Raw genomic sequence first — 22365 nt, forward strand, 5'->3', positions numbered from 1 at the left:
CGGGGATCGTCCACAGGGCAATCATGAGGAGCAAGCGTCGGACGGCGCCGACCGGATGGCCCTCCTACCCCTTCTGTCAGCTCAGCTTCGAGGGAGGTGAGCGACCGGTTCCTCGTCTCCGGGACGCAACCGCGCGTGAAGGCCAGGAACCCGAGACTCACGATGGAGAAGAAGAGGAACGCCGCGCCTACGCGTGCCGGATCCCCCGGTGTGCCGACTGCCAGCGGAAACAGCAGGGCTATCAGGAGGTTGGCGCTCCAGTTCATGCTGGTCGCGGTCGCCGCCATCCGGTCCCTGATCCGCCGTGGCAGCACTTCGGCCACCAGCAGCCAGCCGATGGGCCCCACGGAAAATGCGTAACAGGCCATGAAGGCAAGCAGGGCCGCGACGGTGACCGGACCTGTGGACGCCCGGACGGACGCCCACAGGCTCCACCCGGCGACGGCCAAGGACACCGCGATGCCCGTCAGTCCGGCGCTGAGCACTGCCTTGCGGCGAAAGCGCCTGATCAGCCACATGCCCACCACCGTGGCAACCGTGTTGACGGCGCCGACGGTCAGCGAGGCCACCTCTGCGCTGCCCCGGCCGTGGAATCCGGCTATGCCGAAGACGAAGGTGGAGTAGTAGGTAACGGCTCCGACCCCCACGCATGCGCTCATCAGGGCCGCGCCGCAAGCCACGACGACCGGTCGCCGCAAGGAGGGATCCCGCAGACATCGCACGAGGCCTGCCGTCTCGGCCGGTGCTCTGCCCGGTGCGGTTGAGGTCTCGGTCCGCGGATGCCGCGCGCCCATCCAGGGCGGTACGACGACACGAACGACACCGGCTTGCAAGAGACCCGGCAGTCCGTTGACGGCGAGCATCAGCCGCCAATGTCCTCCCACCGCAAGGGCCGAGCCGATGGCGAAGGCCGCCAACACGGCAACGGTGACCGCCAGTTGGTAGCACGCGATCAGGGATCCTCGGCGGTCGGCGGGAGAGAACTCGGCGATCAGCACAGGGGCGACCGACGTGGTGACTCCCACGGCGAACCCGAGAATGAGCCGCCCCGCGACCAGGGTCTGGAGTGTCGGTGCCGCCGCGGCAACGGCGGCGCCGGCCGTGGCCAGCAGACCCGACCACACCAGGAGGCTTCGTCGGCCGTACCTGGCGGCGAGCCGCCCTGCCGTGACACAGCCCAGCAGCGCTCCCATCAGCAGGCTGCTGACCAGCGCTCCATGGGCCAGACCTGTCAGCGTGAACGTGTCGTTCAACGGCCGCAGAGCTTCGTTGACAGCAGCGATCGAATATCCGAACAAGCCGCCGGCCGTCAGACCGACGAGCAGGAGTGCGCCGCCCATCACACTCGTATTCCGATGTCGTGGCATATACCGAATTCCCAAACTGCTAGACGGTCAGCGTTACCTTGACCGTGTCGTCGCCGGTCAGATCCTCCAGCGCGCGGTCGATCGCGGTGAATGGATGCGCGTGAGTGATCAGACGCTCGAACGGGATCTTGTCGTGCTGGGTGAGCAGCGCCATGCCCTCCGTATAGGAGCGGGGCGGATTGAAGCTCATACCGATGAGGCGGATATTGCGCTGGCAGACGTCCAGCGCCGGATCGATCGTGATGCCGTGGTCGCCCGGGACGATATTGCCCACTTCGATCACGGTTCCCAGACGGCGGACCATCCCGAGCGCCTCGCCCAGGGCGGCGGGTCGGCTGGCCGCGTCGATCACCAGATCCGCTCCGCGTCCCTGCGTCAGGTCGAGGACGGCCTTCCGGCGTGCCGCCGCGTCGCTTCCGGCAGTGTCCAGGACGACGTCCGCGCCGATGTCCCTGGCCGCCTGGACACGGCCCGGACGAGACCCGGAGACGACCACCGTGCCGACGCCCACCTGGCGCAGGACCAGCGCCGTCAGAAGTCCGACCGCGCCGGCTCCGAGGACCACGGCCGTGGCGTCGCTCGTGAGGGTCTCGTCCCAAGAGCCTGAGTTCGTCCTGGCCAGATCCACCGCACGCACGGCCACCCCGAGGGGATCCAGCAACGACGCCACCGCAGTGGGCACATGCTCGGGCACGCGCCACAGATAGGTTCCCGCCTGCACGGCGATGTGGCGGCCCAGCCCACCGGTGAGGGCGGGGCCGTCGCCGGACACGCCGGTGACGCCGCCTTCCAGTCCGATGTCGTCCAGGGGGATTCCGTAGACGAAGGCTTCCGTGCAGGTCGCCGCGCCAGGGCCGAAGCGTCGGCACGCCCAGCAGGTGTGGCACGGCACCCAGGGAAACAGCGCCACGGTGTCCCCCTCGCGCAGAGGCCGGTCGTCGGCGTCCCGCCGGGGGTGTCCGGTGCCGAAGGAGACGACGCGTCCCACGATTTCGTGTCCCAGCACGGTCGGCCTCCGCGGCTCACGGGAGATCAGGTGCTGGTCGGTGCCGCAGATGCCGTTGGCCGTGACCTCCAGCAGCAGGCCGCCGGGCGGGGTTTGAGGCATCGGCAGTTCGAGCCGCTCGATGCGGTTCTTGCCGGTCCATGTGTAGGCGCTGGTGGTTTCCATGACGCTGCTTTTGATTCCTTGCGTTGCTTGGGTGCGGGCGTGGCGTTGGCGCCACGGAGAGGTGACCGTGGAGGTCAGGTCTGCTCCGGCGGCCAGAGGACGGGGCACCCGCGGATGTTCCGGTACGGCTCGGAACCATCGTCTTTGACGATGGGCTGCGGTGCCGTGCTCACGTATTCGAGGCGCATGCCGTTCAGGTGCTTCTTGGACGTGAACCACAGCAGGATGCTGTTGTCCGGTGCGAGAGCCATACCGTCGTCCTCTATCCCCAGGGCTGCGAGATCGGCGAGGCGGCCCTCGGGGTCTGGGTGATCGAGGAAGCCCAGATGGTGAAAGCCCTCTCCTTGGGCAATCGAATGCGTTCCCGACCCATGGAATTCCATGAGTTCGATGAACGGCGGACCCTCCTTGGAGAAGGAGATCCGGGCATCGTGGTGATGCGGTTCAGGGTTGGACTTGTCGCAGTAACGGTCGGTCCGGTACCGGGCGATCTCACTGAATGTGTATCCCGTCGCCGCGGACCATTCGGAGATCGCTGCCTCCAGGTTGGGGACAAGCAGTGCGACGTGGTGGATCAGAGGTGCAGAGCTCACGGAATGTTCCTTCAGTATTCGTGGTGGATGTCCGGGTCCATGGGGACCTGCGTCCCGGCGAGTTGCGCGATCTGCGCATGCTCGGCACTGGAGAGCCGGAAGTCGAAGACGTCGATGTTCGTCGCCAGGCGCTGGGTGCGCACGGTCTTGGGCAGGGGCACCAGGTCCAAATCGAGGTGCCAGCGCAGCACTATCTGTCCGGGGGTCTTGCCGTGCCGTTCGGCAAGCTTCCTGAGGACTGGTTCGGCGAGGAGGGAGGCGCCATGGCTCAACGGGCCCCAGGACTGCACAACGATCCCCTTCTTGGCGGCGTATGTGCGCCCCTGGTCCTGGGTGACGCGCGGATTCAACTGGATCTGGTTGACGGCGGGCACGATCCCGGTCTCCGCCTCCAGCCGGTCCAGGTGGGCCGGCGTGAAGTTGGAGACGCCGATGGCCCTCACCCGGCCGTCCGCGCGGAGCCTTGCCATGGCCCGCCAGGTGTCGACGTAGAGGTCCTGGCCCGGCAGCGGCCAGTGGATGAGGAGGAGGTCCAGATAGTCCAGCCGCATCCGGTCGAGGCCGGCCTCCAGGGCGCGCAGGGTCCGGTCGTATCCGTGATCGGCACCGCGCACCTTGGACACGACGAAGAAGTCCTCGCGCGGTGCGCAGCTGGACCGGACGCCCCGTCCCACCCCACGCTCGTTGCCGTAGCTGGCGGCCGTGTCGATGAGCCGGTAGCCGAGCCGCGCAGCTTGACGGATGACGTCCGCCACTTCCGCGTCGGCGATCTGATAGGTCCCAAGGCCGATCTTCGGCATCGCCGTGCCGGAGTTGAGGCGGACCAGGGGCGCGGTGGTGTCACTCATGTCAGGCCGCCAGGGGAGCGCTGGTTTCGGGGGCGCCATGACCCCGCCGGGTCTGCAGCCGATCCGGCACGCCGACCACAGCACCCCGCGGGCCTGCCTCCTGCTCACGCAGCAGATCGGCCATGACCTCTACGGCGCTGTCGATCTCGGCCTCGGTGAGATCGTCGACGAAGACGGTCTCGCCGATGTCGGTCAGCAGCGTGAGGTACTGGTGGTTGTCCCGGTGCCGCATGGTGTCGGCGAGCGCCTGCTTCATGACGGTGGCGTCGGTGAACAGGGGATGCGAGGCGGCCAGCCCGATCCGGCGCGTGGTGTCGACGATGCGGGCGAGCTGTCGAGGGGCCAGCAGGCCCCGGTTCACGGCCAGCACCGCGCTGAAGACGCAGTCCATGGCGACGGCCTCGCCGTGATGGAGTTCGGGCAGTGCGCGCATTTCGACGATCGGCGAGAAGGTGTGCCCGTAGTCGACGATGCGCTTGAGATCGGTCTCCCAGAGGTTCTTCTGCAGTTCCTCCGCCATGCCCGAGATGGCACGGTGGATGACCTCCAGGCCCGGCTGCGGGTCGCCCGGCTCAGCCCCCGAATCCTGCAGCCGGTCGGTGACGAGACGCGGGCCGTATTCCTCAAGCAGCTGGAACAGGCGAGCATCCTTGATCAGCGCCATTTTCAGGGCCTCGCCGAGACCGCTGCGGATCTGCCGCTCGGGAAGCGTGGCGATCAGACCACGGTCGATCAGGGTCCGCGGCGGCGGGGCGAACGTGCCCAGACGATTGCGGCAGCCCTCGTAGTTCACGCCGTTCTTGGCGGAGACCGAGCCGTCGATCTGGCCGAGCAGCGTCGTGGGCACCCGCACGTAGGGAATGCCCCTGCGATAGAGGCTCGCCGCCATGCCCACGACGTCCTGCAGCACGCCTCCGCCGATGGCGATGGGCGGGGTCCCCACCCGGCTGGTGCCGACCTCGGTGAGCTTGCTGGCGACCTTCAGGAACGCTTCGACGGTCTTGTTCTCATCGCCGCCGGGCAGCGTCAGATACTCCACGTCGATGTCGTTCTGCGTGAAGTACTTCCGGATCCGGTCACCGAACAACGCATCGACCGTCTCATCCATCACGACGAGCCGGGTGCCGCCACTTTCCTGACCGCAGGGAAGCATTCCCAGTTCGGGATTGCCCGGATCGAAGATCTCGGACGTCACCACGATCTCGTAGGTGACCTCCTTGGCCGCCCTCATCGTCCAACGCTGATGTGTCGCGTACATACTCATCTTTCCGTTTTGTTGCTTTTTGGACCTTTAGGCTCACGTTAAGGTGCGGCCGCGCCGCTCGGATCGGCCATCCGGTCGGCTGGACCGGACGAAATCAGTTCCCCCGATCGGCCGACGAGCCGCGCTCACTGGGGTCGGCATGCGCTTTCGCGTGCCAGGGCCGCGCACCACTCGCTCTGACGGCGATCGGCCGCCGCTCTGTGCGCCCCGCCACTGTCCGCCCTTCTCGTCCTTCCGTCCTGACCTCCACCGGCCCGTCGGCCGATCGGGGGAGGCACGGGACCGGCCGCCTGCGTCAGAGTCGAGCGGAAGCCGACCAGCAGCGACCGAGACGCACCTCAGCAGCCCGGGAGTAGACCCTCCATGCCAGCGACCATGAAAAACTGGGCCGGGAACGTGACCTTCTCGGCACGCAGCGTGCGCCGCCCGGCATCAGTCGGCGAACTGCAGGACGCTGTTGCGGGCAGCGACCGTGTCCGAGCTCTGGGTACTGGTCACTCCTTCAACCGGATCGCCGATACCGACGGCACCCTGATCGCTCTGGACGCCTTGCCCACCTCGATCGAGGTGGACCGCGCCGCACGATGCGTGCGGGTCAGCGGGAGAACGACCTTCGCCGCACTGTGCCCGACGCTGCACCGCCACGGGCTCGCCCTGCCGAACCTCGGCTCGCTGCCGCACATCTCCGTCGCCGGCGCCTGCGCCACGGGGACCCACGGCTCAGGGAACAGCAACGTGTCGATCGCCGCAGGTGTCCGGGAGGTCGAGTTCGTGGCGGCGGATGGCGCCCTGCGCACCCTTGACCGGAGGTCGCCCCTCTTCGACGGTGCTGTGCTCTCCCTCGGTGCCCTCGGAGTGGTGACGAACCTGACCCTTGATCTGGTCCCGGAGTTCACCGTCCAACAGGACGTGTGGGAAGGGCTGCCCTGGGACGCGCTCCTCACCCACGTCGACGAGGTGCTGGGCGCCGCATACAGCGTCAGTGTCTTCACCGACTGGGGCGATCAGTGCCAGGTGTGGATCAAGCGCCGCGCCAACGACTCCGTCCCGGACCTGTCCGGTATCGGCGCACGCGCCGCGGACGGTCCCCGCCACCCTCTCGCCGGATTCCCTCCGGAGCACTGCACTCCGCAGCTGGGCGCACCCGGTCCCTGGTATGAACGACTCCCGCACTTCCGTCGCGAGTTCACACCCAGTACGGGCGACGAACTGCAGTCGGAGTACTTCGTGGACGCACACCACGCCGTCCCCGCACTCCAGGCAGTGCGGCGGCTCGGATCGCGGATCAAGCCGCTCCTGCACCTGTCCGAGCTCCGTACCACCGCACCGGAGGCGAACTGGCTGAGCCCCAGCCATCGCCGCGCCTGCGTCGCGATCCACTTCACCTGGAAGCCGGACCAACCGGCCGTGACGCAGGCACTGCCACACCTTGAGAAGGCCCTCGCCCCCTTCGGGGCGCGTCCGCACTGGGGCAAGCTCTTCATGACAAGCCCGCGCCGACTCGCCGCCTCCTGTCCCAGGTGGGCGGACTTCCAGGCGCTCATGCACCACTTCGACCCGGCCGGTAAGTTCCGCAACGAGCTGATCGACCAGTACTTCGCCGCTGACGGCCCAGCGGTCGGCGACCGCTCCAGCTGACGGCAACTGCCGCCTGTGCACCCTGACGTGGCCACGAAGACGATCGCGGCCGACACTCCCGGTCACCTCATCCGGCACCAGCCGCTCATGGGGTTCGCCGGGACGGCCGGTGTCGAGCCAGGTCTGCGCGGCCGCGCATGGTGAATGCCGACCGCCCCGAAGGACGGTCCGGTCCTCCGGGGCGAGATAGCGGCGTCAGATCCCGCGGCTTCAGTGCGCTGCGGTCGTCTGATCGGCCTCGGCCTCGGCCGTGTCCGCTGACGGAGACGGCGCAGGCTCTGCTGCTCGCGGTTCGGCCGTGGGCCGCTTGTCGTCGGCCTGCGTTTCGGCCGTCGGCTGGGCGTCCTCCGCCTTCGGCTCCGCCGTGGGGGACGGGGCAGTGTGCGGCTCGGACTGTGCCGGCGCGGGCTGTTCACTGCCGACGCCCGCTCCCGACTCCACTCCCGGCTCCGTTCCCGTGGCCGCATCCCGCGTGAGGTCCACGATGGTGACCGTGCCGGCCCCCGGGTCGGTGACGTACGCCCGGCTGCCATCAGGAGACACGGCGATCGCCTTGCTGAGGTCGGCCTTCTCCGGAGCGCTGGGGACGATCTGGTCCTTCGTGGCATCGAAGACGCCCACACCCAGCTTGGCCAGGCCGCTCTCGGTGTGCGGGCTTCCGGCGCTGTAGACGCGCTTGCCGTCCGGGGAGAACGCCACGGTCCTGGCGTCGGCCTCGGGCATATGGGCCACAATCCGCTTCGTGGAAACGTCGAATACCGTGATTCCACCCTTGGTTCCGACGGTGTAGAGACGTCCGTCGGGGGAGAGGGCGACGTCTTCCGCCCCGCCGTCACGGGTCACGAACTCGCCTGCGACCCGGTCCGGCTGCTTCACCTCGATGGCGACCGCTCCATGGTCGGTGGCGAGGTAGAGCCGGTCGCCGGACGCGAAGGCCGGTCCGCCGCGGAGCGCCGGACCGCCTTCCGGCAGGCGGATCTCGTGCTTCTTGTGCTGGGCGACGTCCACCAGCCATGCCGCGCCGTCTCCGTCCGCCAGTGCGATGTACTGGCCATCGGGCGAGACGGCGACGCTCCGGGCCTTCGCGGGTCCCCACACGTCGGGCAGCAGGGTGTTGGTCGCGGTGTCGATCACGTGCGTGCCCGACTCGCCGACGACGTAGAGGCGGCTTCCGTCGGGACTCATGGCCATCGACCGGGGCCCACGCTCCTCCCTGGGGGTGGGGAGGTTGATGCGATGGGCCACCTTGTCGGCCGCGGCGTCGATCACCGACACCGATCCGGGGAGCAGCACGTAAGCGTGGCTGCCGTCAGGGGCGACCGCCACGGAGCTCGGCGCGTCACCCACGCTGATCACGACGTCCTTCGCGGTGCGGGAAGAGTCATCCGCTGCGTGGGCATGCCGCGAGGCGCCGTCCTCGGCACCCTTGCCACCCTTGACGCCGCGCATCTTCCAAGCCGTGTCGGGAGTGTCGGCACGGTGGTCGTCGGTGATCTCGGTCGCCGCCGGATTCTTGTTGTCCCACTCTGCGGCCATCGCGGGTGTGACACCGACCAGCCCCAGGCTGGCAGCACCGAGCACGACTCCGCAGATTGCCGTGCGATAGATCCGGGATCGAGTCATGTGGTTCATGAGAAGTTGCCCATCAGGTCGAGGTAGATGTCCCTACTCGTCCAATTTCGCCCGTACGTCGCTAAATTGACGCTAACGGTCTGTTGTCATCACCGTGACGTGCCCTTCCACGCCTACAACCAGGCGTCGAAGCGGCGGACGTACCACGTCTTCACCAACTGAGTGAGCGCGCAGTAGGCGAGCAGAGTGGCGATCAGCCACGGGAAGTAGCCCAGCGGCAGCGCCTGCATGCCGACAGACGAAGCCAGCGGCGAGAACGGCAGGAAGACGCCGAACGCCATGACGGCCGCCGTCATGAACAGGACCGGCAGGGAGGCCCGGGACTGGATGAAGGGGATCTTCCTCGTACGGATCATGTGCACGATCAGCGTCTGGGACAGCAGTCCCTCGACGAACCACCCCGACTGGAAGAGCGTCTGGTGGGCCGTGCTGTCGGCGCCGAACACGTGCCACATCAGCAGGAAGGTCGTCATGTCGAAGATCGAGCTGGTGGGACCGATCAGCAGCATGAAGCGTCCGATGCCCCTCGGATCCCATGTGCGCGGCTTCCGCAGGTACTCCGGGTCCATCCGGTCCCAGGGCGTCGCGAGCTGCGAGATGTCGTACGCCAGGTTCTGCACCAGCAGCTGGATCGCCAGCATCGGCTGGAACGGGATGAACGCGCTGGCCACCAGCACCGAGAAGACATTGCCGAAGTTCGAGCTGGCCGTCATCTTGATGTACTTGATGGTGTTGCCGAACGTCGTCCTGCCCTGCAGTACACCTCGCTCCAGGACCGTCATGTCCTTTTCGAGCAGGATGATGTCCGCGGACTCCTTGGCTATGTCGACCGCGGTGTCGACGGAGATGCCGACGTCCGACTCGCGCAGGGCGGCCGCGTCATTGATGCCGTCGCCGAGGAATCCGACGGTGTGCCCGTCGGCCTGGACGGCCCGCACGATGCGCGCCTTCTGCAGAGGGTTGACCTTGGCGAAGACGGTGTGCCGGGCGACGCACTCGCGCAGACGCGCATCGTCCAGGGCATCGATCTGCGAGCCCGTCACGACCTCTCCGACGTCGATCCCCACATCCGCGCACACCCGTGCGGCGACCAGCTCGTTGTCGCCCGTGACGACCTTGACCGCGATTCCCTTGTCCGCGAGACCGCGCAGCGCGGCGGCGGCGTCGCGCTTCGGCGGGTCGAGGAAGGCCAGGAATCCGACCAGGGTCAGCTCGGACTCGTCCTCGACTCCGTAGGTGTCGCGGCCCCCGGGGAAGGTACGCGTCGCCACGGCGAGGACGCGCAGCCCCTGCTTGTTGTTCTCCTCGCAGATGCGCGTCACCTGCCGCCGCAGCTCGTCGGTGAGCGCGACCGTACGGGACCCGTCCCTCATCCCGATGCACCGGGCGAGGATCTCCTCCGCCGCGCCCTTGCTGATCAGGATGTGCTGTCCATCTCCTGGGCGGTCCGTCAGAGCGGTCCTGGCGAGCACCACGGACATCCGGCGCCGCTCGAAGTCGAAGGGAACCTCGTCGACCTTGGTGAAGGCGGCGTCCACGACGATCTCTTCGGCTTCGTGCACGTGGTCGATGACGGCCTTGTCGAGCAGATTGCGCAGACCTGTCTGGAAGTGACTGTTGAGGTACGCGTACTGCAGCACCTCGTCGTCCTCACGGCCGTGCACATCGAGGCAGCGGTCCAGGACGATGCGGTCCTCGGTGAGCGTGCCGGTCTTGTCGGTGCACAGCACGTCCATCGCCCCGAGGTTCTGGATGGCGTTCAGCTTCTTGACCACGACCTTGTGACGGGCCATGGCCACGGCACCGCGCGCCAGGTTGGTGGTCACCACCATCGGAAGCATCTCCGGGGTGAGGCCGACCGCGACCGCCACCGCGAACATGAAGGCCTCGGTCCAGTTGTGCTTGGTCAGGCCGTTGATCGCGAACACCACGGGGACCATGACGAGCATGAACCGGATCAGCAGGAAACTGACCTTGCGCACACCGACGTCGAAGCTCGTCTCGGGCCGTTCTCCCGACAGCGATCCGGCCATGGAACCGAAGTAGGTGTCGGAGCCCGTGGCGACCACCACACCGGCACCGGTCCCGGACGTCACCGAAGTGCCCATCAGGCACAGGTTGTTCGCCTCCACGGGGTCGGTCGTCTCGGACTGTCCGTCTGCGCCCTCGCGGGTGTCGGCCTTGGCGACCGGCAGTGACTCGCCGGAGAGCGCGGCCTGACTCACCATGAGGTCCTTGGCGGTGAGCAGACGCAGATCGGCGGGGACCAGATCCCCCGCGGCCAGGTGCACGATGTCACCGGGGACGACGTCGTCGAGCGGCACCTCCGCCGTGACGGGGACGGCGTGACGGGATGGCCGACGACGTACGGCCGTCGTGGTGCTGACGAGCGCCGTCAGCGCACGGGCGGACCTGCCGGACCGGTACTCCTGCCAGAACCGCAGCAGCCCGCTGACCAGCACCATGGTGGTGAGAATGAGGACGCCGGGGTCGTCCGGGTCACTGATGTACATCACCACGGCGAGGCACGCCAGGACGACGATGAAAGGGTTCCGGAAGGACGTGACCAGCTGGAGGGTCCAGTGCGGTACGCGTTGCTGGGCCACCACGTTGGGGCCGAGCCGGTGCAGTCGGCGGGCTGCCTCCTGCTGAGTCAGACCCTTGTGGGTGACGCCCAGTTCCTCCAGCGCGGTCCCGGCGGGCCGGCTGCTGATGGCCGCGAGGCGATCACCGACGGCGCGGGTCCGCACTTCCAGCTCGGCGGCCTTGCGCCTGCGGCGGCTGCGGCCGGGAGGGGCGAGGGTCTCGGGGGTGAGTGTGATCACGGTGGTACCTCCCTCCGCGCACGACCGGCTGCCCTGTGGCCACGTCATGCACGTCATGGAGGGACGACGGTCATGGAGGGACGACGGGCGACAGCGGCGGTCGTGGTCGCGGAACTCTGAAAAGTCGCGGAGCTCTGAAAAGACGTGTCGGCGGCAGAAGAGCCGCCTCCGGCACTGATGAGTGCGTGTTCCTCGCACGGCGGCAAGGACTACTTCCCTCGGGACTTATCCCGATCACCTCCTCGCTCGCGGGGGCAACGGCGCACCGCCGATGTCGCAGCCACGAGTGTTGCAATCACGCGCCGGAGGAAATGTCATCCGATCGGACCACACGGCGGAGGACGTCGTACAAGGCGTTTTCTTTCTTGCAGGCCTCTACTGGTCGCTCCTTTCCGGACAAGGGCCGCCAATTCGGTCGATCAACTGCGTCGAGCAACTGCCACGAGCGACGGTCGGATGACACCCGGGAAATCCACTGCGCCCCGGTCGGGTCAGAAGGCGTTCACCCCCCACGGGCGCGCGGGGCTGCCGCGAGCACGATCGGCCGGAGGGGATATCGTCCGCCTCGTCATCCGGTCGGATGACCGATGTCCGCGCGCGGGAACCGCATGCTTGACGTGTCGGCCCGATCGCCCATCCCCCGAGGCGGCCGGGTCGGCGTCCCCGGCCGGGCGGCTCGTCAGGAGTGGTTGGGGAACCCGTGCGAGGGGCCGCCCGGCGCACAGCGGCGCCTGAAGTCAATCCCTGCAACCCCCGCGGGATGGCTTCAGGCGCCAACTGCGTTGTGCCACCTCTCGCGCTGCGAACCGGGGCGCGACCAGAGGTGCGGCGGGGCAGGCGCGAGCGGTGTGGTGCGAGCAAAGGGCAGGTTTACGCTTAATTCACGCAGAACGCCGCAAACTGCCCTATGTAGTAGCAAAGCAACAGGAAGGCGACAGCCATGTCCACCCTCGGCAGCCGTGTACGCGTCGTCGTCGCCGATGACCATCCCATCTACCGCGAGGGCATCGCGCGTGGCCTGTCACTGAGCGGTCAGGTCGAGGTCGTCGCCGAGGCCGGGGACGGCGCGGAGGCGTTGCAGGCCATCCGCAGCGAGTCGCCGGACGTGGCCGTCGTGGACTACCGGCTGCCCAAGCTGGACGGCATCGCCGTAGTGCGCGCGATCACGAGGGACGGCCTGCCCACACGGGCCATCGTCCTCTCCGCGGTCACTCAGAGCTCGGTGGTGTACCAGGCCATCGAGGTGGGCGCCGCCGGCTACCTCGCGAAGGACTCGCCGCGCGCCGAGATCGTCTCGGCCGTGCTCAAGGTGGCCAAGGGCGGCACCGTCATCCCGCCCGAACTCGCGGGTGGCCTCGTCGGCGAGATCCGCATGCGGGCCGACAGTGAGGCGGTGTACCTGTCGGAGCGGGAGCGGCAGGTACTGGAGGCGTTCTCGGCAGGCCGGTCGATCCCGCAGATCGCCGCCGAGCTCTTCCTGGCCGTGAGCACCGTCAAGACGCACACCCAGCGTCTGTACGAGAAGCTCGGCGTCTCCGACCGGGCGGCTGCCGTGGCCGAAGCCATGCGGCGAGGGCTCCTCGAATGACGCGCCGCTCCCGACGCGCCTGCTGAGACCCCGACTCAACGCTGCTGCGGGCGACGGGACGGGTCGCTGTCCGGCTCCTGACGCCTGTCCGGCTCATGCTCCCTGTCGTTCAGCGCCCGTGTCTCCGCCTTGAGGATGCGCAGTGACCGCCCGACCCCCCGAGCGGCATCGGGCAGCCTTTTGTGGCCGAACAGAACGGCAAAAACCAGTATCACCAGCACCAGGTGCCAGGGCTCCAGCGCATTCCTCAGCATCGCCATTCCTTCCTCGTGCTGACTTATGGCGCAGTCAGAGTACGGCCATAAAAACGCCTCGTGAAGCGATGGCCTGATTCCTTCCCGTATTTCATCCTCCCCGGGGTCCGATCAGGCGACAGCACGGATTCACTTGCCCGGCATAATGATGGAATAACCACTCCTGCCGGTGCGCCCGCGCGCATGTGTGGCGGAGTCGTCAATGGTGACGCAATCCGACGGACGATGAAGGGTCGAAATGGCAGCCGGCAGGCGTATTCCGGTGGTAGTGGCCGATGACCACCCCGTTTACCGGGAAGGTCTCGCACGAGCTCTTTCGCTGAGTGGTTGTATCGAGCTCCTTGATGAATGTGCGGACGGAGCCCAGGCGCTGGAGGCCGTGCGGGAAAGGCGACCTGACGTCGCTCTCGTCGATCACAGGATGCCGCTGCTGGACGGAATGGACATCGTGCGGGCGGTGACACGCGAACGGCTGCCGACCCGCGTGCTCCTGATCTCCGCTTCGGTCACCGGCGAGGCAGCCGGTGCGGCAAGCCGCGAGGGGGCGGCCGGGTTCCTGACCAAGGACGTGCCCAGGGCGGGCATCGTCGCCGCTGTCGAAGCCGTCCACCGCGGCGACACGGTCTTCCCGGCGGGAGTGCGCCCGGCCGACGGACCGACCGCTGTGCCCCCACGCGGTGCCCTTTCCGACCGGGAGTTGCAGATCGTGGAGGCCTTCGCGCGAGGCCTCAGCATCCCGCTCGTGGCACGGGAACTGTGCATCACCAAGAGCACCGCGAAGACCCACACACGCCGCCTCTACGGAAAGCTGGGCGTGGGGGACCGCGCGGCCGCGGTGGCGGAGGCCATACGCCGTGGGCTCCTGAAGTAGCGCCTGCCGCTCGGATCTTGCAAGGCGGACGCGCACAGTCGTCCAGTCGTTCGATCGCCCGGTCGTCCGTCCCCCGATCGGACAGCCGCCTCATACGCTGCATGGCCTGGTCAGCGGGTCATCCTCAACAGCCCTGGCTCTCATGATGGTTGTCGCAAGGCTAAATCGCCCGACGGCATCGGCCACGGACACACCACGCAGGCACCGCTTTACGCGCCCTCTGGTGTGACTTTCGTGCTCGGTCAGAAGCCGTCCGGTCTGAACACCATTCACCGGAGCCCTTCTCATGCCTCATGTGCTGATCATCGAAGACGACGATGCGATCCGCCGGGCGCTCTCGCACTCCCTGCAGCGTCTGCAGCATGCCGTCACCACGGTCGGTCGCGGCAGTGACGGCCTGATCGCGGCCATGGAGAACTCTCCCGACGTCGTGACCCTCGACCTGGGTCTTCCCGACATGGACGGCATGCAGGTGCTGAAGATGCTCCGGGCCGCGGTGGACGTTCCCATCATCGTCGCCACGGCGAGGGACGGTGAGCAGCAGATCGTACGGGCCCTCGAACTCGGCGCCGACGACTACATGGTCAAGCCCTTCTCCGCCGAGCACATGCACGCACGCATCACCGCGGTCCTGCGGCGCGGCAGCGACAGCAGGAAGCAGACGCGGGTCATACGCGTCGGGGAACTCGTCATCGACCTCAACGCCCACCACGTCACGCTCGAAGGCCGTCCCGTCGAGGTCCGGCCCAAGGAGTTCCGGCTGCTCGCCTATCTCGCCGAGCACGCGGGCCGTGTGGTGAGCAAGGAGGAGCTGCTCGCGGAGATCTGGGACCGGGCCTTCGGCGCGACGGAGAAGACCGTCGACGTACACCTGTCCTGGCTCCGGCGCAGACTGGGCGAGACCGCGGCCGAGCCGCGCTATCTGCAGAGCGTACGTGGCGTCGGTGTCAAGCTGGTGGAGCCGCCGGCATGAGGCGGCGTCTCATGCTGCTCGCAGCGATAACCACGTTCGTCAGTACGGTACTTCTGGCCGTGCCACTGGCCCTGTACGGTCGGCACGCGTACCTGGACGAGGCCGACCAGGCGGCGATGAGCCGGGCCCACCTGCTGCGTTCGGTGCTGTCCGAGTGCGACAGCCACGACGAGTTCGGGGTCTTCGAAAGACTGCGGCAGGACGAGGCGGACGGCACGCAGGCCGCGGCCTTCCTGCGGTCCAGAAAGGTCGTCGGAGCGAAACTGCCGTGGACGGCTGCCGTGGACCAGGCATTCGAGGGGAAGACGAGCGTCGAGGCCATCGGCCGCAACGAAGCGGTGTTCACCCCCGCAACGACGGCCGACGGGCAGAAGGCGGTGGTGGCCGTCATGGTGGACACCACCCCGCAGTGGCGCAGCATCCACTGCCTCTGGGCATCCATCACGGCAGTGGTGGTGCTGCTGCCCCTGGTTGCCGCAGCCCTGATGGACCGGCTCGGACGGACCATCATCAAGCCGATCGACCACCTGGTGGCGGCCTCCGGACTCCTGACGTCGGGACACCTCAGCACGCGCGTGGAACCGAGCGGCCCGGCGGAGACCCAACGGCTGGGGGAGGCGTTCAACGCCCTCGCGGAACGCATCGAGGACCTGATCGTCGCGGAGCGGGAAGCGGTGGCCGACATGTCCCACCGTCTGCGGACTCCCGTGACGGCGCTGATGCTCCAGGCCGAGAGCCTGAAGGACGCCGCGGAATCCAGCCGCGTGCTGGAGACCACGCGTCGGCTCCAGCAACAGATCAGCTTCCTCATCGAGCAGGCCCGCAAGCCGGCCGACCAGCGCCAGCGCGCACCGGTCGCCGACCTCGCCGCGGCGGTGGCCGAACGCCTCGACTTCTGGTCGCCGTTGGCCGAGGAACAGAACAGAAACTGCACCTTGCACGTGACCGGCCGGGACCATCAGGTGCAGGCGTGCCCGATCGAACTCACGGCCGCGATCGACGTGCTCCTGGAGAACATCTTCGCCCACACCCCGGAGGGCACCGCGATGCGCATCGCCGTCCACTCCGCCGAGCCGACCGGCGCGGAACTCGTCGTCGAGGACGACGGCCCCGGCTTCGCCGACGTGAACGTCGTCGCCCGCGGCATCAGCACCCGCGGCTCCAGCGGCCTGGGCCTGGACATCGTCCGCCAGCTCGCCCAGCGGTCGGGCGGGGGCATGAGGGTGGGTGGGGGTGTGGGCGGGGGTGCGCGCATCGAGGTCGGCTTTGGGGGGCCGGGGGAGGTGGAGGGGGGATTGGGGCGGGCGTGACAACGTCCGGCCTGGGAGGGGGGAAGCTCCGCGACGGCCTCGGGCGGCCACCCTTCCGTCAGATCCCCACGAGCCACACCGCGATCATTGAGCCTCTTCCAACCCTAGTTTGAGCTGGTCAGGTGGAGGGTGGGCGTCGACTGGACGAGGCTGGTGATGCGGGTTGTGGAGCACCGCAGTGACGGCTTGCTGACCTGTGGAGAGGTGGTCCCACCGGCTGCGGTAAGGCGTGTGGACGGTACCACCGGCGCCCTGGTATCCCTTGTCGGCCCAGCAATCGGTACCGGACTCGACGAGAGCGCCGAGATGCCGTGCTCGCGGGCAGCCCCGATGTCGTGGACGACTCCGGGCAGGGCTGGCGACGCCCCAAGCAGGCGACCTCCGGGATCAGCGATGATCTGCACGTTCATGCCGTGTTTGCGGCGCTTGCCCGAGTAGCGGTCGCCGGCGATCCAGTCGATCTGCAGCTGCGTCCCGTCCAGGATCAGATACGCCCTCAACGTCGTGCGCCGCGGCGCCTCAGCGAGGCTGGGCGCGAGGTCGGCCAAGACGTCGACGGCTTCGGTGATGTAGCGGTAGACGGTCGTAGCGCCGACACCGAACCCGGCGGCGAGCTGGGCGTAGATCTGTCCGCAGCGCAGGTGGGCCAGCTCGAAAACCCATCTACCAGGGGCTTCGTCCTTCAGCCAACTGACCGGTCCGCAAGGCAGCTTGGAAAGGTCTCAGGGAACCTACTGGTCCATGACGGCTGGTACTGCCGGGTACCGCGTGCCGCGCCGTCGAGTGGGGCTCCGAGGTCGCCGCCGATCATCAAGCGCGAAGCGCTCCGCAGGTCTTCGCGGAGCGCTTCGGCAGGTGGAGCGTTGATCTACTTGCTAGTAAGGCTCTTCGTGATCGCGCTTGAAACCCTCTGGTCCAGATCTATCATTTTGTTGTTCAGCTTGTTGTACTCCTTCATGAAGTTGTTGACTTGCTTTGGTGTGAGGATGCCAATCTCTTCCTGGGACTTCAGCCTTCCAGCGAGCCCAGTAAACCCATCGGGAGTCCTCAGGAGTGAGATCTCGTTCTGCGCATCGCTCAGCTGCTTCCCCAGCGACACCACTTCATCGCCCAGGCTCTTTACCGCCGCCTTCGAATCCGCGAGCAGTTTCTGCCCGGCCTCAGCTGCCTCCTTGTAGAATTGTACTTCCTTCTTGAGGGCCGCTCCACCATCGCCGATTTGGTCCTGGAGATTCTGAATCTGAATCTCGAGTGTATTGATGTGGCCGCGCTTGGCCGTGAGGTCGGCTTCCAGGCGTGTTACATTCGCCTCAAGGCTGGTCGCCCTATCCGACAATTCACCAATCCTGCCGTTAAGGGATTCGATCAGCCGATTCTTGCTCGACAGCTCGGCTGCATGAGAAATGTTCTTCGCGGCATGCGCGAGACCGAAGTGGGTGAGGCCCGCAGCCAACCCTCCGATTGCCAAGCCAGTCCGCCACCCCTCACTGAGGAAACCCTCTCCGGTCTTCAAGTATTGAACGTCATCGGCGACACCGATGCCGTCGGCAATGAGTCCGATTGCGCCCACCGCCGAACCCAGCCGGGCCAGAATCAATGCCGATCCCACCAGCGATCCACCGACTGGCGGTGCCATAATTGTGGCAGCTATCGTGATCCCGAACGCCAGGATGTTGATGCCAGCCTCCCATGCCCGTTCGGGAAGCATGCCGCTCGGGTCCACAAAGTTAATTGGATCCGCAGTTGCGTAGGCGTACATGTTGAGCATCCCTGCCTCGGGTGTATCCGAAGTCAGGAAAGCATGGGAAGCGGGGTCGTAGTAGCGCGTCCCCAGGAGCTGAAGCCCCATGGGATCTGTGTATTCGCCGGCATATCCGTAGGGGTTTCGCGCAATACCAGTGCCCTGTGCGGGGGACCAAGTGGGGACTCCGTAGTCGGTGTAGGTGGCCCGACCCTTGATTGTTCCGTCTGTGTCGAGCGTAGCGACCTTGTCGCCGTGTCGATTGGTCAGATAGTAGGCCGTGCCACTTTCGTGGCTCCCCTTCAACGTACGTGCCTCACGCGTGCTGGCTATGAGATAGGCAGCGCTGTCCCCGTGCTGATCCGATTCCGTGTTGAGCACTCCAGCGGCGTCATAGGTGAACGCAATCGTGGTCCCATCGGGATCGGTACGTGTGGCTCGCTGACCGCTGGCGTAGTAGGTGTACTTGGTTTCCTTACCGCCTCGGACCGTTGAAATCAGATTCCCTACCTCATCGTACGCGTGGGTGGTTCCATCTGCGTCCTTGGTGAGGTTTCCGGCCTTGTCATATTCCGGCTTCACGGAGACGGGTCCAGGAGACGTGCACGAAGACTCACCGCACTTCGTCGACGAGCGGGTCACCTGTTTCGTCCGGCCCACTTCGTCATGCTCGTACTGGGTGGTGGTCGTGGTTTGCTGACCGTCGGACGTCCGGGTGGTCACCTTCTCTTCGGTGACGTTTGCTGCGAGATCCGGCTTGTACTCCGCACGCCGGATGAGATCCCCCGCGCCGGGCTTGTCACCCTCGGTGAGAAGGGATGACGTCAGACGACCGTCCGCGTCGTACTTGTACTCAGTAGCCGTCTTCTTGCCGCCGACAGCAGCTACATTCGTGTGTAGTTTTCCATTCGGATAGTAGGTGTACGAGTGCTCTTCCAGGGTTTCTCCACCGGGAGAAGTGTGCTTCTCGCTCGTGACCCGGCCCGCGTCGTCGTGTTCGTAAGTCGATTTCCCTGCAGATGCGTCATGAGCACGCGCGACCTCATGGAGTCGGCCGAGTTTGTCGTACGTGTATGTAACTTCGGACAATACCGTACCGGCGCGCTCCTGCCGTGCTTTGTGCAGGGCTCCATCATCGGTGTATTCGTACGTGGTCTCCGCCCCGGTAGGGTCGACCACCTTATTTACGGAGCGATCGCGGTTGTAGGTGTAGGAGGTTGTTTTGTTACCCGGGTATGTAACCGAATGAGTGGTTCCATCGGCATTGTATTCTGTGGTCACCTGCGTCGCTTCACGATTCTCCGGATCGTACACACGGGAGACCTTTCCCGTGGCTGAATCATAGTCGTAGTGAGTCTGGTGAATTTTCTCATCAGGTTTGCCGGGTTTGGTGAGCCACGTGTCGCTCAGCCGTCCCACGGTGTCATAGACATAATGCAGCACATTGCCATTGGCCAGTGTGATGGTCTCCACTCGACCATTGCTGTCGTACGTCATAACCCGGCGACCGCCTGCCGCATCGGTATCGACCTTCACGCGCCTCGCTGCGTCAAACTCAGTGACACCGGACGAGACGTGTTCTGTTCCATGACTCAGTTTCTTCGAGGTTTGATCACCGAAGGCGTTCGTTTCATACTCAACTTCTGTCGAATTCTTTCCGGAGGTTACGGAATCACCGACAAGTATCCCTGAAGGGGAATAGTCATGGGTCACGCTGACGTCGTCACTGCTGTCAGTTTCCGTAGCTTGACCAAAGGGGTTGTATTCCGTTGCGGCGATCTCGCCGGGAGTGCCATCGGCGTACGCACTCTCACTCTTCGTCAAAAGGCCTTCGTCGTTGCGGGTTTCCGTGACGACGCTGGACGGTTTGTCGGCGCCTTTGGCCGTCACGCTTGTTATCGTGGCGGCATTGACCGGATCGTAATCGAAGCGTGTGACAACTCCATTGCTCGCGGTATTGCTTTCCAGTTGACCGAGGGCGTTGTAGGACTTCTTCGTCTCCCGGCCGCCGGCGTCCGTCACCAAATCCAGCTGTCCGTACTTGTTGTAGTGCTGGGTTGACAGGGTCTGCAAGTCGCCGATCTTCCGGCTCGCCGAATCATAGTTGTCGCCCTCCTCCATCACGCGTCCCAGCGCATCGAAATGCTTGAAGGTGCTGTAACCGTCGCCGGTCCGTGTGGTCGTAATGGAGTTCTCACCGTCCTTCCGGGCGTTCTTGTAGACGATCTTCGTCGTCTGGCCATCGGGAGTGGTGGTGGAGGTGAGCTGGCCGGCTGAGTCGTAGCCGAAGGCGGTGGGATCCTGGTCCCCGCTCTTAGTGGAGAGCGTCAGGCCGGAAGCCAGGTCCGTGACGGTCTCGGTCTTGACGCCTGCGGAGTCCGTGGTCACATCGGTACGGGTACCCTTTGCCTCGTCAACGGTGATGTCGGTGGTGGTGACGGCTGCTCCTGGGTTGCCGCCCTTGGCCTTGGGGTCACCGGTGGTTTCGGTCTTCTTCATCTCGCCGGCCAGCTGACCCGTCTGATAGGCAAGAACGGTCTTCGAGACCTTTACTTCCGGGGCTCCAGTCTTGGCCACGGCGATGGTCTCGCTGACGGCGATGCTCTTTCCGTCATCGGTGGGAGTGTTGACCGTGATGGTCTTCTGTCCGGTCTTGGGGTCGGTCGTCTCTGAGCGGGTCGGGATCGAGTTCGGACCGTAGACCGTGCTCGTGATCAGCTCGGCCTGTTCTTGGGCAAGGCCCTCGGCGGTGTACCGCTTTTCCTCGGTGACTTGGCCCGCCTCGTTGTATGCATGGCGTACCTCGACAGTCTTCTTCCGCGAAGAGTTCTTCGGGTCGATGGTGGTGACCTTGGTCCGTACCGGCATCTGGTAGGTCGGCGGTGCGTCGGCCAGGCGGGGTGCCTTACCGTCCTTCTCGCCGTCGTACTCGTATTGCGTGACGGCGGCGTCCTTCGTCTGGCCATTCGGCCCACCTGGTCGGGCCTTGACCTTCTCCTCCTTCAGAAGATGAAGGTTGTTGAAGGTCCGCCAGACCTCCTGACCGTCCGGCTGGGAGAACTTCACCGTGTAGGTGTAAGTGCTATCTCCCGAAGCCGCCAGACGGTCCGTGCCGTTGGCACACCACTCTGGACAGCCCGTGAAATTGTGATGCTTGTTGTCCTTGTCCGGGTCCAGACTGACCGTGATCGGCTCGATCAGGTTCTTGGTGCGATCCTTGTTGTCCACCTGGGTAACTTCCGACACCGCACGCACCTGACCCCCCTCCGGATAAACTGTGTACACGAACTGCGTACGCGCATCACTCGGTGAGACCACCGCGCTCGGCAGCGGCACCCCGCCTCCTTCCTGCGCCGTCGTCCACTCGATAGAGGTCTTGTTTCCCGCCGGATCGGTCACCGACGACACCAGGCCGCCACTACGCTCGATCACCGACTCCGACCGCGTCTGCTCCTTCTGATCAGGATTCGACTGCCGCTGATCAGCGCGCTGCGGCTGACGAACCGTCACCCGACCAGGAGACCACTCCACATCGAGCCGATTGCCCCATGGACCTGTCACATGATGCAGCTGATGTACCTTGTCGGACCCCGAGCCGACCACCTGAAATGTGAACTCCGTCATATGCCCGAATCGGTCCTCGATGGCCAGTAGATCACCGTTCACATCGAAGAACTGACGTGAACCATCCACCTCTGACTTCAGCACATACGCATACTGACGCCCCTTCTCGTACTCGCGACCCTTCGGCGTCGTCCCCAGACCAACGGCGAACGACACGTCCCTCAACTTGTAGTCAGCAAAGCCATTGCCCCCCGGCTTCGCCGCCACACGAATCGTTCGCCCGTCGGCAAGCACCACCTGCGCCCCGTCTACGTAGGCCAACCCCAAACTCCAACCCCGTCCAAGGCCGAACCGGTCCGCCCCCGACTGCAACTGGTTGTACGACGCCTTCAATGCCACCCCCGACCCCGCGGGTCCCGACACGCCCCCCACATCCACACCGAACCGCACCTGCCCCGTGCGCTCATCCACCGAACCCCCCACCGATGCCAGTGCACCCGCCAATGACCCGGAGCCAGCGGCCTCAGCAGCCACCGCAGGCGCCACCACCACCCATGGGGCCGTCACCCCCAACACACACGCGACACCCAGCGCCACACGACGCGAAAAGCCAGACAAACCTACGGATCGAGAGCCCATTGCCATCTCCTTGGAACTTTGCTGTGGAAAGAAAGCTATTGGGAAAGACTTTTTCGCCGAACTCACTCGTCCTTAAAGCTTCCCTAA

13 protein-coding genes and 2 pseudogenes are annotated in these 22365 nt (G+C 65.9%); 5 read left to right on the forward strand and 10 right to left on the reverse strand.

What is annotated here, in order from left to right; genetic code table 11:
• Positions 1-95: 95 nt before the first annotated feature.
• The 5 genes and pseudogenes from KWI83_RS39120 to KWI83_RS28545 all read right to left on the reverse strand — a co-directional run.
• Positions 96-1367: pseudogene (locus tag KWI83_RS39120) on the reverse strand (MFS transporter); the annotation flags it as partial.
• Between the two features lie 19 nt (positions 1368-1386).
• Entirely contained in the window at positions 1387-2538 is a 1152-nt protein-coding gene (locus tag KWI83_RS28530) for a zinc-binding dehydrogenase (RefSeq protein ID WP_218517267.1), read from the reverse strand.
• Between the two features lie 74 nt (positions 2539-2612).
• Positions 2613-3131 (reverse strand): VOC family protein, encoded by a 519-nt coding sequence (locus KWI83_RS28535; RefSeq protein WP_218517268.1) that lies wholly within the window; start codon positions 3129-3131, stop codon positions 2613-2615.
• Between the two features lie 11 nt (positions 3132-3142).
• Entirely contained in the window at positions 3143-3979 is an 837-nt protein-coding gene (locus tag KWI83_RS28540; protein WP_218517269.1) for an aldo/keto reductase, read from the reverse strand.
• Between the two features lies 1 nt (position 3980).
• Positions 3981-5174 carry a sedoheptulose 7-phosphate cyclase gene (locus tag KWI83_RS28545; RefSeq protein WP_308122232.1) on the reverse strand — a complete coding sequence of 398 codons (1194 nt, stop codon included), beginning with the start codon at positions 5172-5174 and terminating at the stop codon, positions 3981-3983.
• A gap of 432 nt (positions 5175-5606) precedes the next feature.
• On the opposite strand from KWI83_RS28545, the gene KWI83_RS28550 reads away from it, so the two are divergent.
• Positions 5607-6881: an FAD-binding protein gene (locus KWI83_RS28550; RefSeq protein ID WP_218517271.1), complete on the forward strand. Its 1275-nt coding sequence runs from the start codon at positions 5607-5609 to the stop codon at positions 6879-6881.
• A gap of 210 nt (positions 6882-7091) precedes the next feature.
• Here KWI83_RS28550 and KWI83_RS28555 read toward each other — a convergent pair whose 3' ends face one another.
• On the reverse strand, positions 7092-8504 hold the full coding sequence (locus KWI83_RS28555; RefSeq protein ID WP_218517272.1) for a WD40 repeat domain-containing protein: 1413 nt from the start codon (positions 8502-8504) through the stop codon (positions 7092-7094).
• A 122-nt stretch (positions 8505-8626) separates the two neighbouring features.
• Positions 8627-11338 (reverse strand): magnesium-translocating P-type ATPase, encoded by a 2712-nt coding sequence (gene mgtA, locus KWI83_RS28560; RefSeq protein ID WP_308122233.1) that lies wholly within the window; start codon positions 11336-11338, stop codon positions 8627-8629.
• Between the two features lie 940 nt (positions 11339-12278).
• Between mgtA and KWI83_RS28565 the strand changes: the two genes are divergently transcribed.
• Positions 12279-12926 (forward strand): response regulator transcription factor, encoded by a 648-nt coding sequence (locus KWI83_RS28565; RefSeq protein ID WP_218517274.1) that lies wholly within the window; start codon positions 12279-12281, stop codon positions 12924-12926.
• 35 nt (positions 12927-12961) lie between these two features.
• Here KWI83_RS28565 and tatA read toward each other — a convergent pair whose 3' ends face one another.
• Positions 12962-13180 (reverse strand): Sec-independent protein translocase subunit TatA, encoded by a 219-nt coding sequence (gene tatA / locus KWI83_RS28570; RefSeq protein WP_218517275.1) that lies wholly within the window; start codon positions 13178-13180, stop codon positions 12962-12964.
• A 238-nt stretch (positions 13181-13418) separates the two neighbouring features.
• Here tatA and KWI83_RS28575 point away from each other — a divergent pair, with 238 nt between their 5' ends.
• The 3 genes from KWI83_RS28575 to KWI83_RS28585 all read left to right on the forward strand — a co-directional run bounded on the left by KWI83_RS28575 (position 13419) and on the right by KWI83_RS28585 (position 16334).
• Positions 13419-14051, forward strand: coding sequence for a response regulator transcription factor (locus tag KWI83_RS28575; protein ID WP_218517276.1), 633 nt, complete (start codon positions 13419-13421; stop codon positions 14049-14051).
• A 286-nt stretch (positions 14052-14337) separates the two neighbouring features.
• Positions 14338-15024 carry a response regulator transcription factor gene (locus KWI83_RS28580; RefSeq protein WP_218517277.1) on the forward strand — a complete coding sequence of 229 codons (687 nt, stop codon included), beginning with the start codon at positions 14338-14340 and terminating at the stop codon, positions 15022-15024.
• Positions 15021-16334: a HAMP domain-containing sensor histidine kinase gene (locus KWI83_RS28585; protein ID WP_218517278.1), complete on the forward strand. Its 1314-nt coding sequence runs from the start codon at positions 15021-15023 to the stop codon at positions 16332-16334. Before KWI83_RS28580 ends, KWI83_RS28585 begins: the two co-directional genes overlap by 4 nt.
• 104 nt (positions 16335-16438) lie before the next feature.
• Here the strand turns inward: KWI83_RS28585 and KWI83_RS28590 are convergent.
• Together KWI83_RS28590 and KWI83_RS28595 are read right to left on the reverse strand one after the other, a co-directional pair.
• Positions 16439-17023 (reverse strand): annotated as a pseudogene (locus KWI83_RS28590) (transposase family protein); the annotation flags it as partial.
• A 179-nt stretch (positions 17024-17202) separates the two neighbouring features.
• Positions 17203-22278, reverse strand: a complete 5076-nt coding sequence (locus KWI83_RS28595; RefSeq protein WP_218517279.1) for an RHS repeat-associated core domain-containing protein — start codon at positions 22276-22278, stop codon at positions 17203-17205.
• Between the last annotated feature and the right edge of the window lie 87 nt (positions 22279-22365).

Source organism: Streptomyces sp. TRM70350 (assembly GCF_019219825.1).
Lineage (GTDB): Bacteria > Actinomycetota > Actinomycetes > Streptomycetales > Streptomycetaceae > Streptomyces.

What these genes read in the sequence shown, in the direction of transcription:
- KWI83_RS28530 (WP_218517267.1), bottom strand. Translation starts at nt 2,538, where the DNA reads ATGGAAACCACCAGCGCCTACACATGGACCGGCAAGAACCGCATCGAG.
- KWI83_RS28540 (WP_218517269.1), bottom strand. Translation starts at nt 3,979, where the DNA reads ATGAGTGACACCACCGCGCCCCTGGTCCGCCTCAACTCCGGCACGGCG.
- KWI83_RS28550 (WP_218517271.1), top strand. Translation starts at nt 5,607, where the DNA reads ATGCCAGCGACCATGAAAAACTGGGCCGGGAACGTGACCTTCTCGGCA.
- KWI83_RS28555 (WP_218517272.1), bottom strand. Translation starts at nt 8,504, where the DNA reads ATGACTCGATCCCGGATCTATCGCACGGCAATCTGCGGAGTCGTGCTC.
- KWI83_RS28565 (WP_218517274.1), top strand. Translation starts at nt 12,279, where the DNA reads ATGTCCACCCTCGGCAGCCGTGTACGCGTCGTCGTCGCCGATGACCAT.
- tatA (WP_218517275.1), bottom strand. Translation starts at nt 13,180, where the DNA reads ATGCTGAGGAATGCGCTGGAGCCCTGGCACCTGGTGCTGGTGATACTG.
- KWI83_RS28575 (WP_218517276.1), top strand. Translation starts at nt 13,419, where the DNA reads ATGGCAGCCGGCAGGCGTATTCCGGTGGTAGTGGCCGATGACCACCCC.
- KWI83_RS28580 (WP_218517277.1), top strand. Translation starts at nt 14,338, where the DNA reads ATGCCTCATGTGCTGATCATCGAAGACGACGATGCGATCCGCCGGGCG.
- KWI83_RS28585 (WP_218517278.1), top strand. Translation starts at nt 15,021, where the DNA reads ATGAGGCGGCGTCTCATGCTGCTCGCAGCGATAACCACGTTCGTCAGT.
- KWI83_RS28595 (WP_218517279.1), bottom strand. Translation starts at nt 22,278, where the DNA reads ATGGGCTCTCGATCCGTAGGTTTGTCTGGCTTTTCGCGTCGTGTGGCG.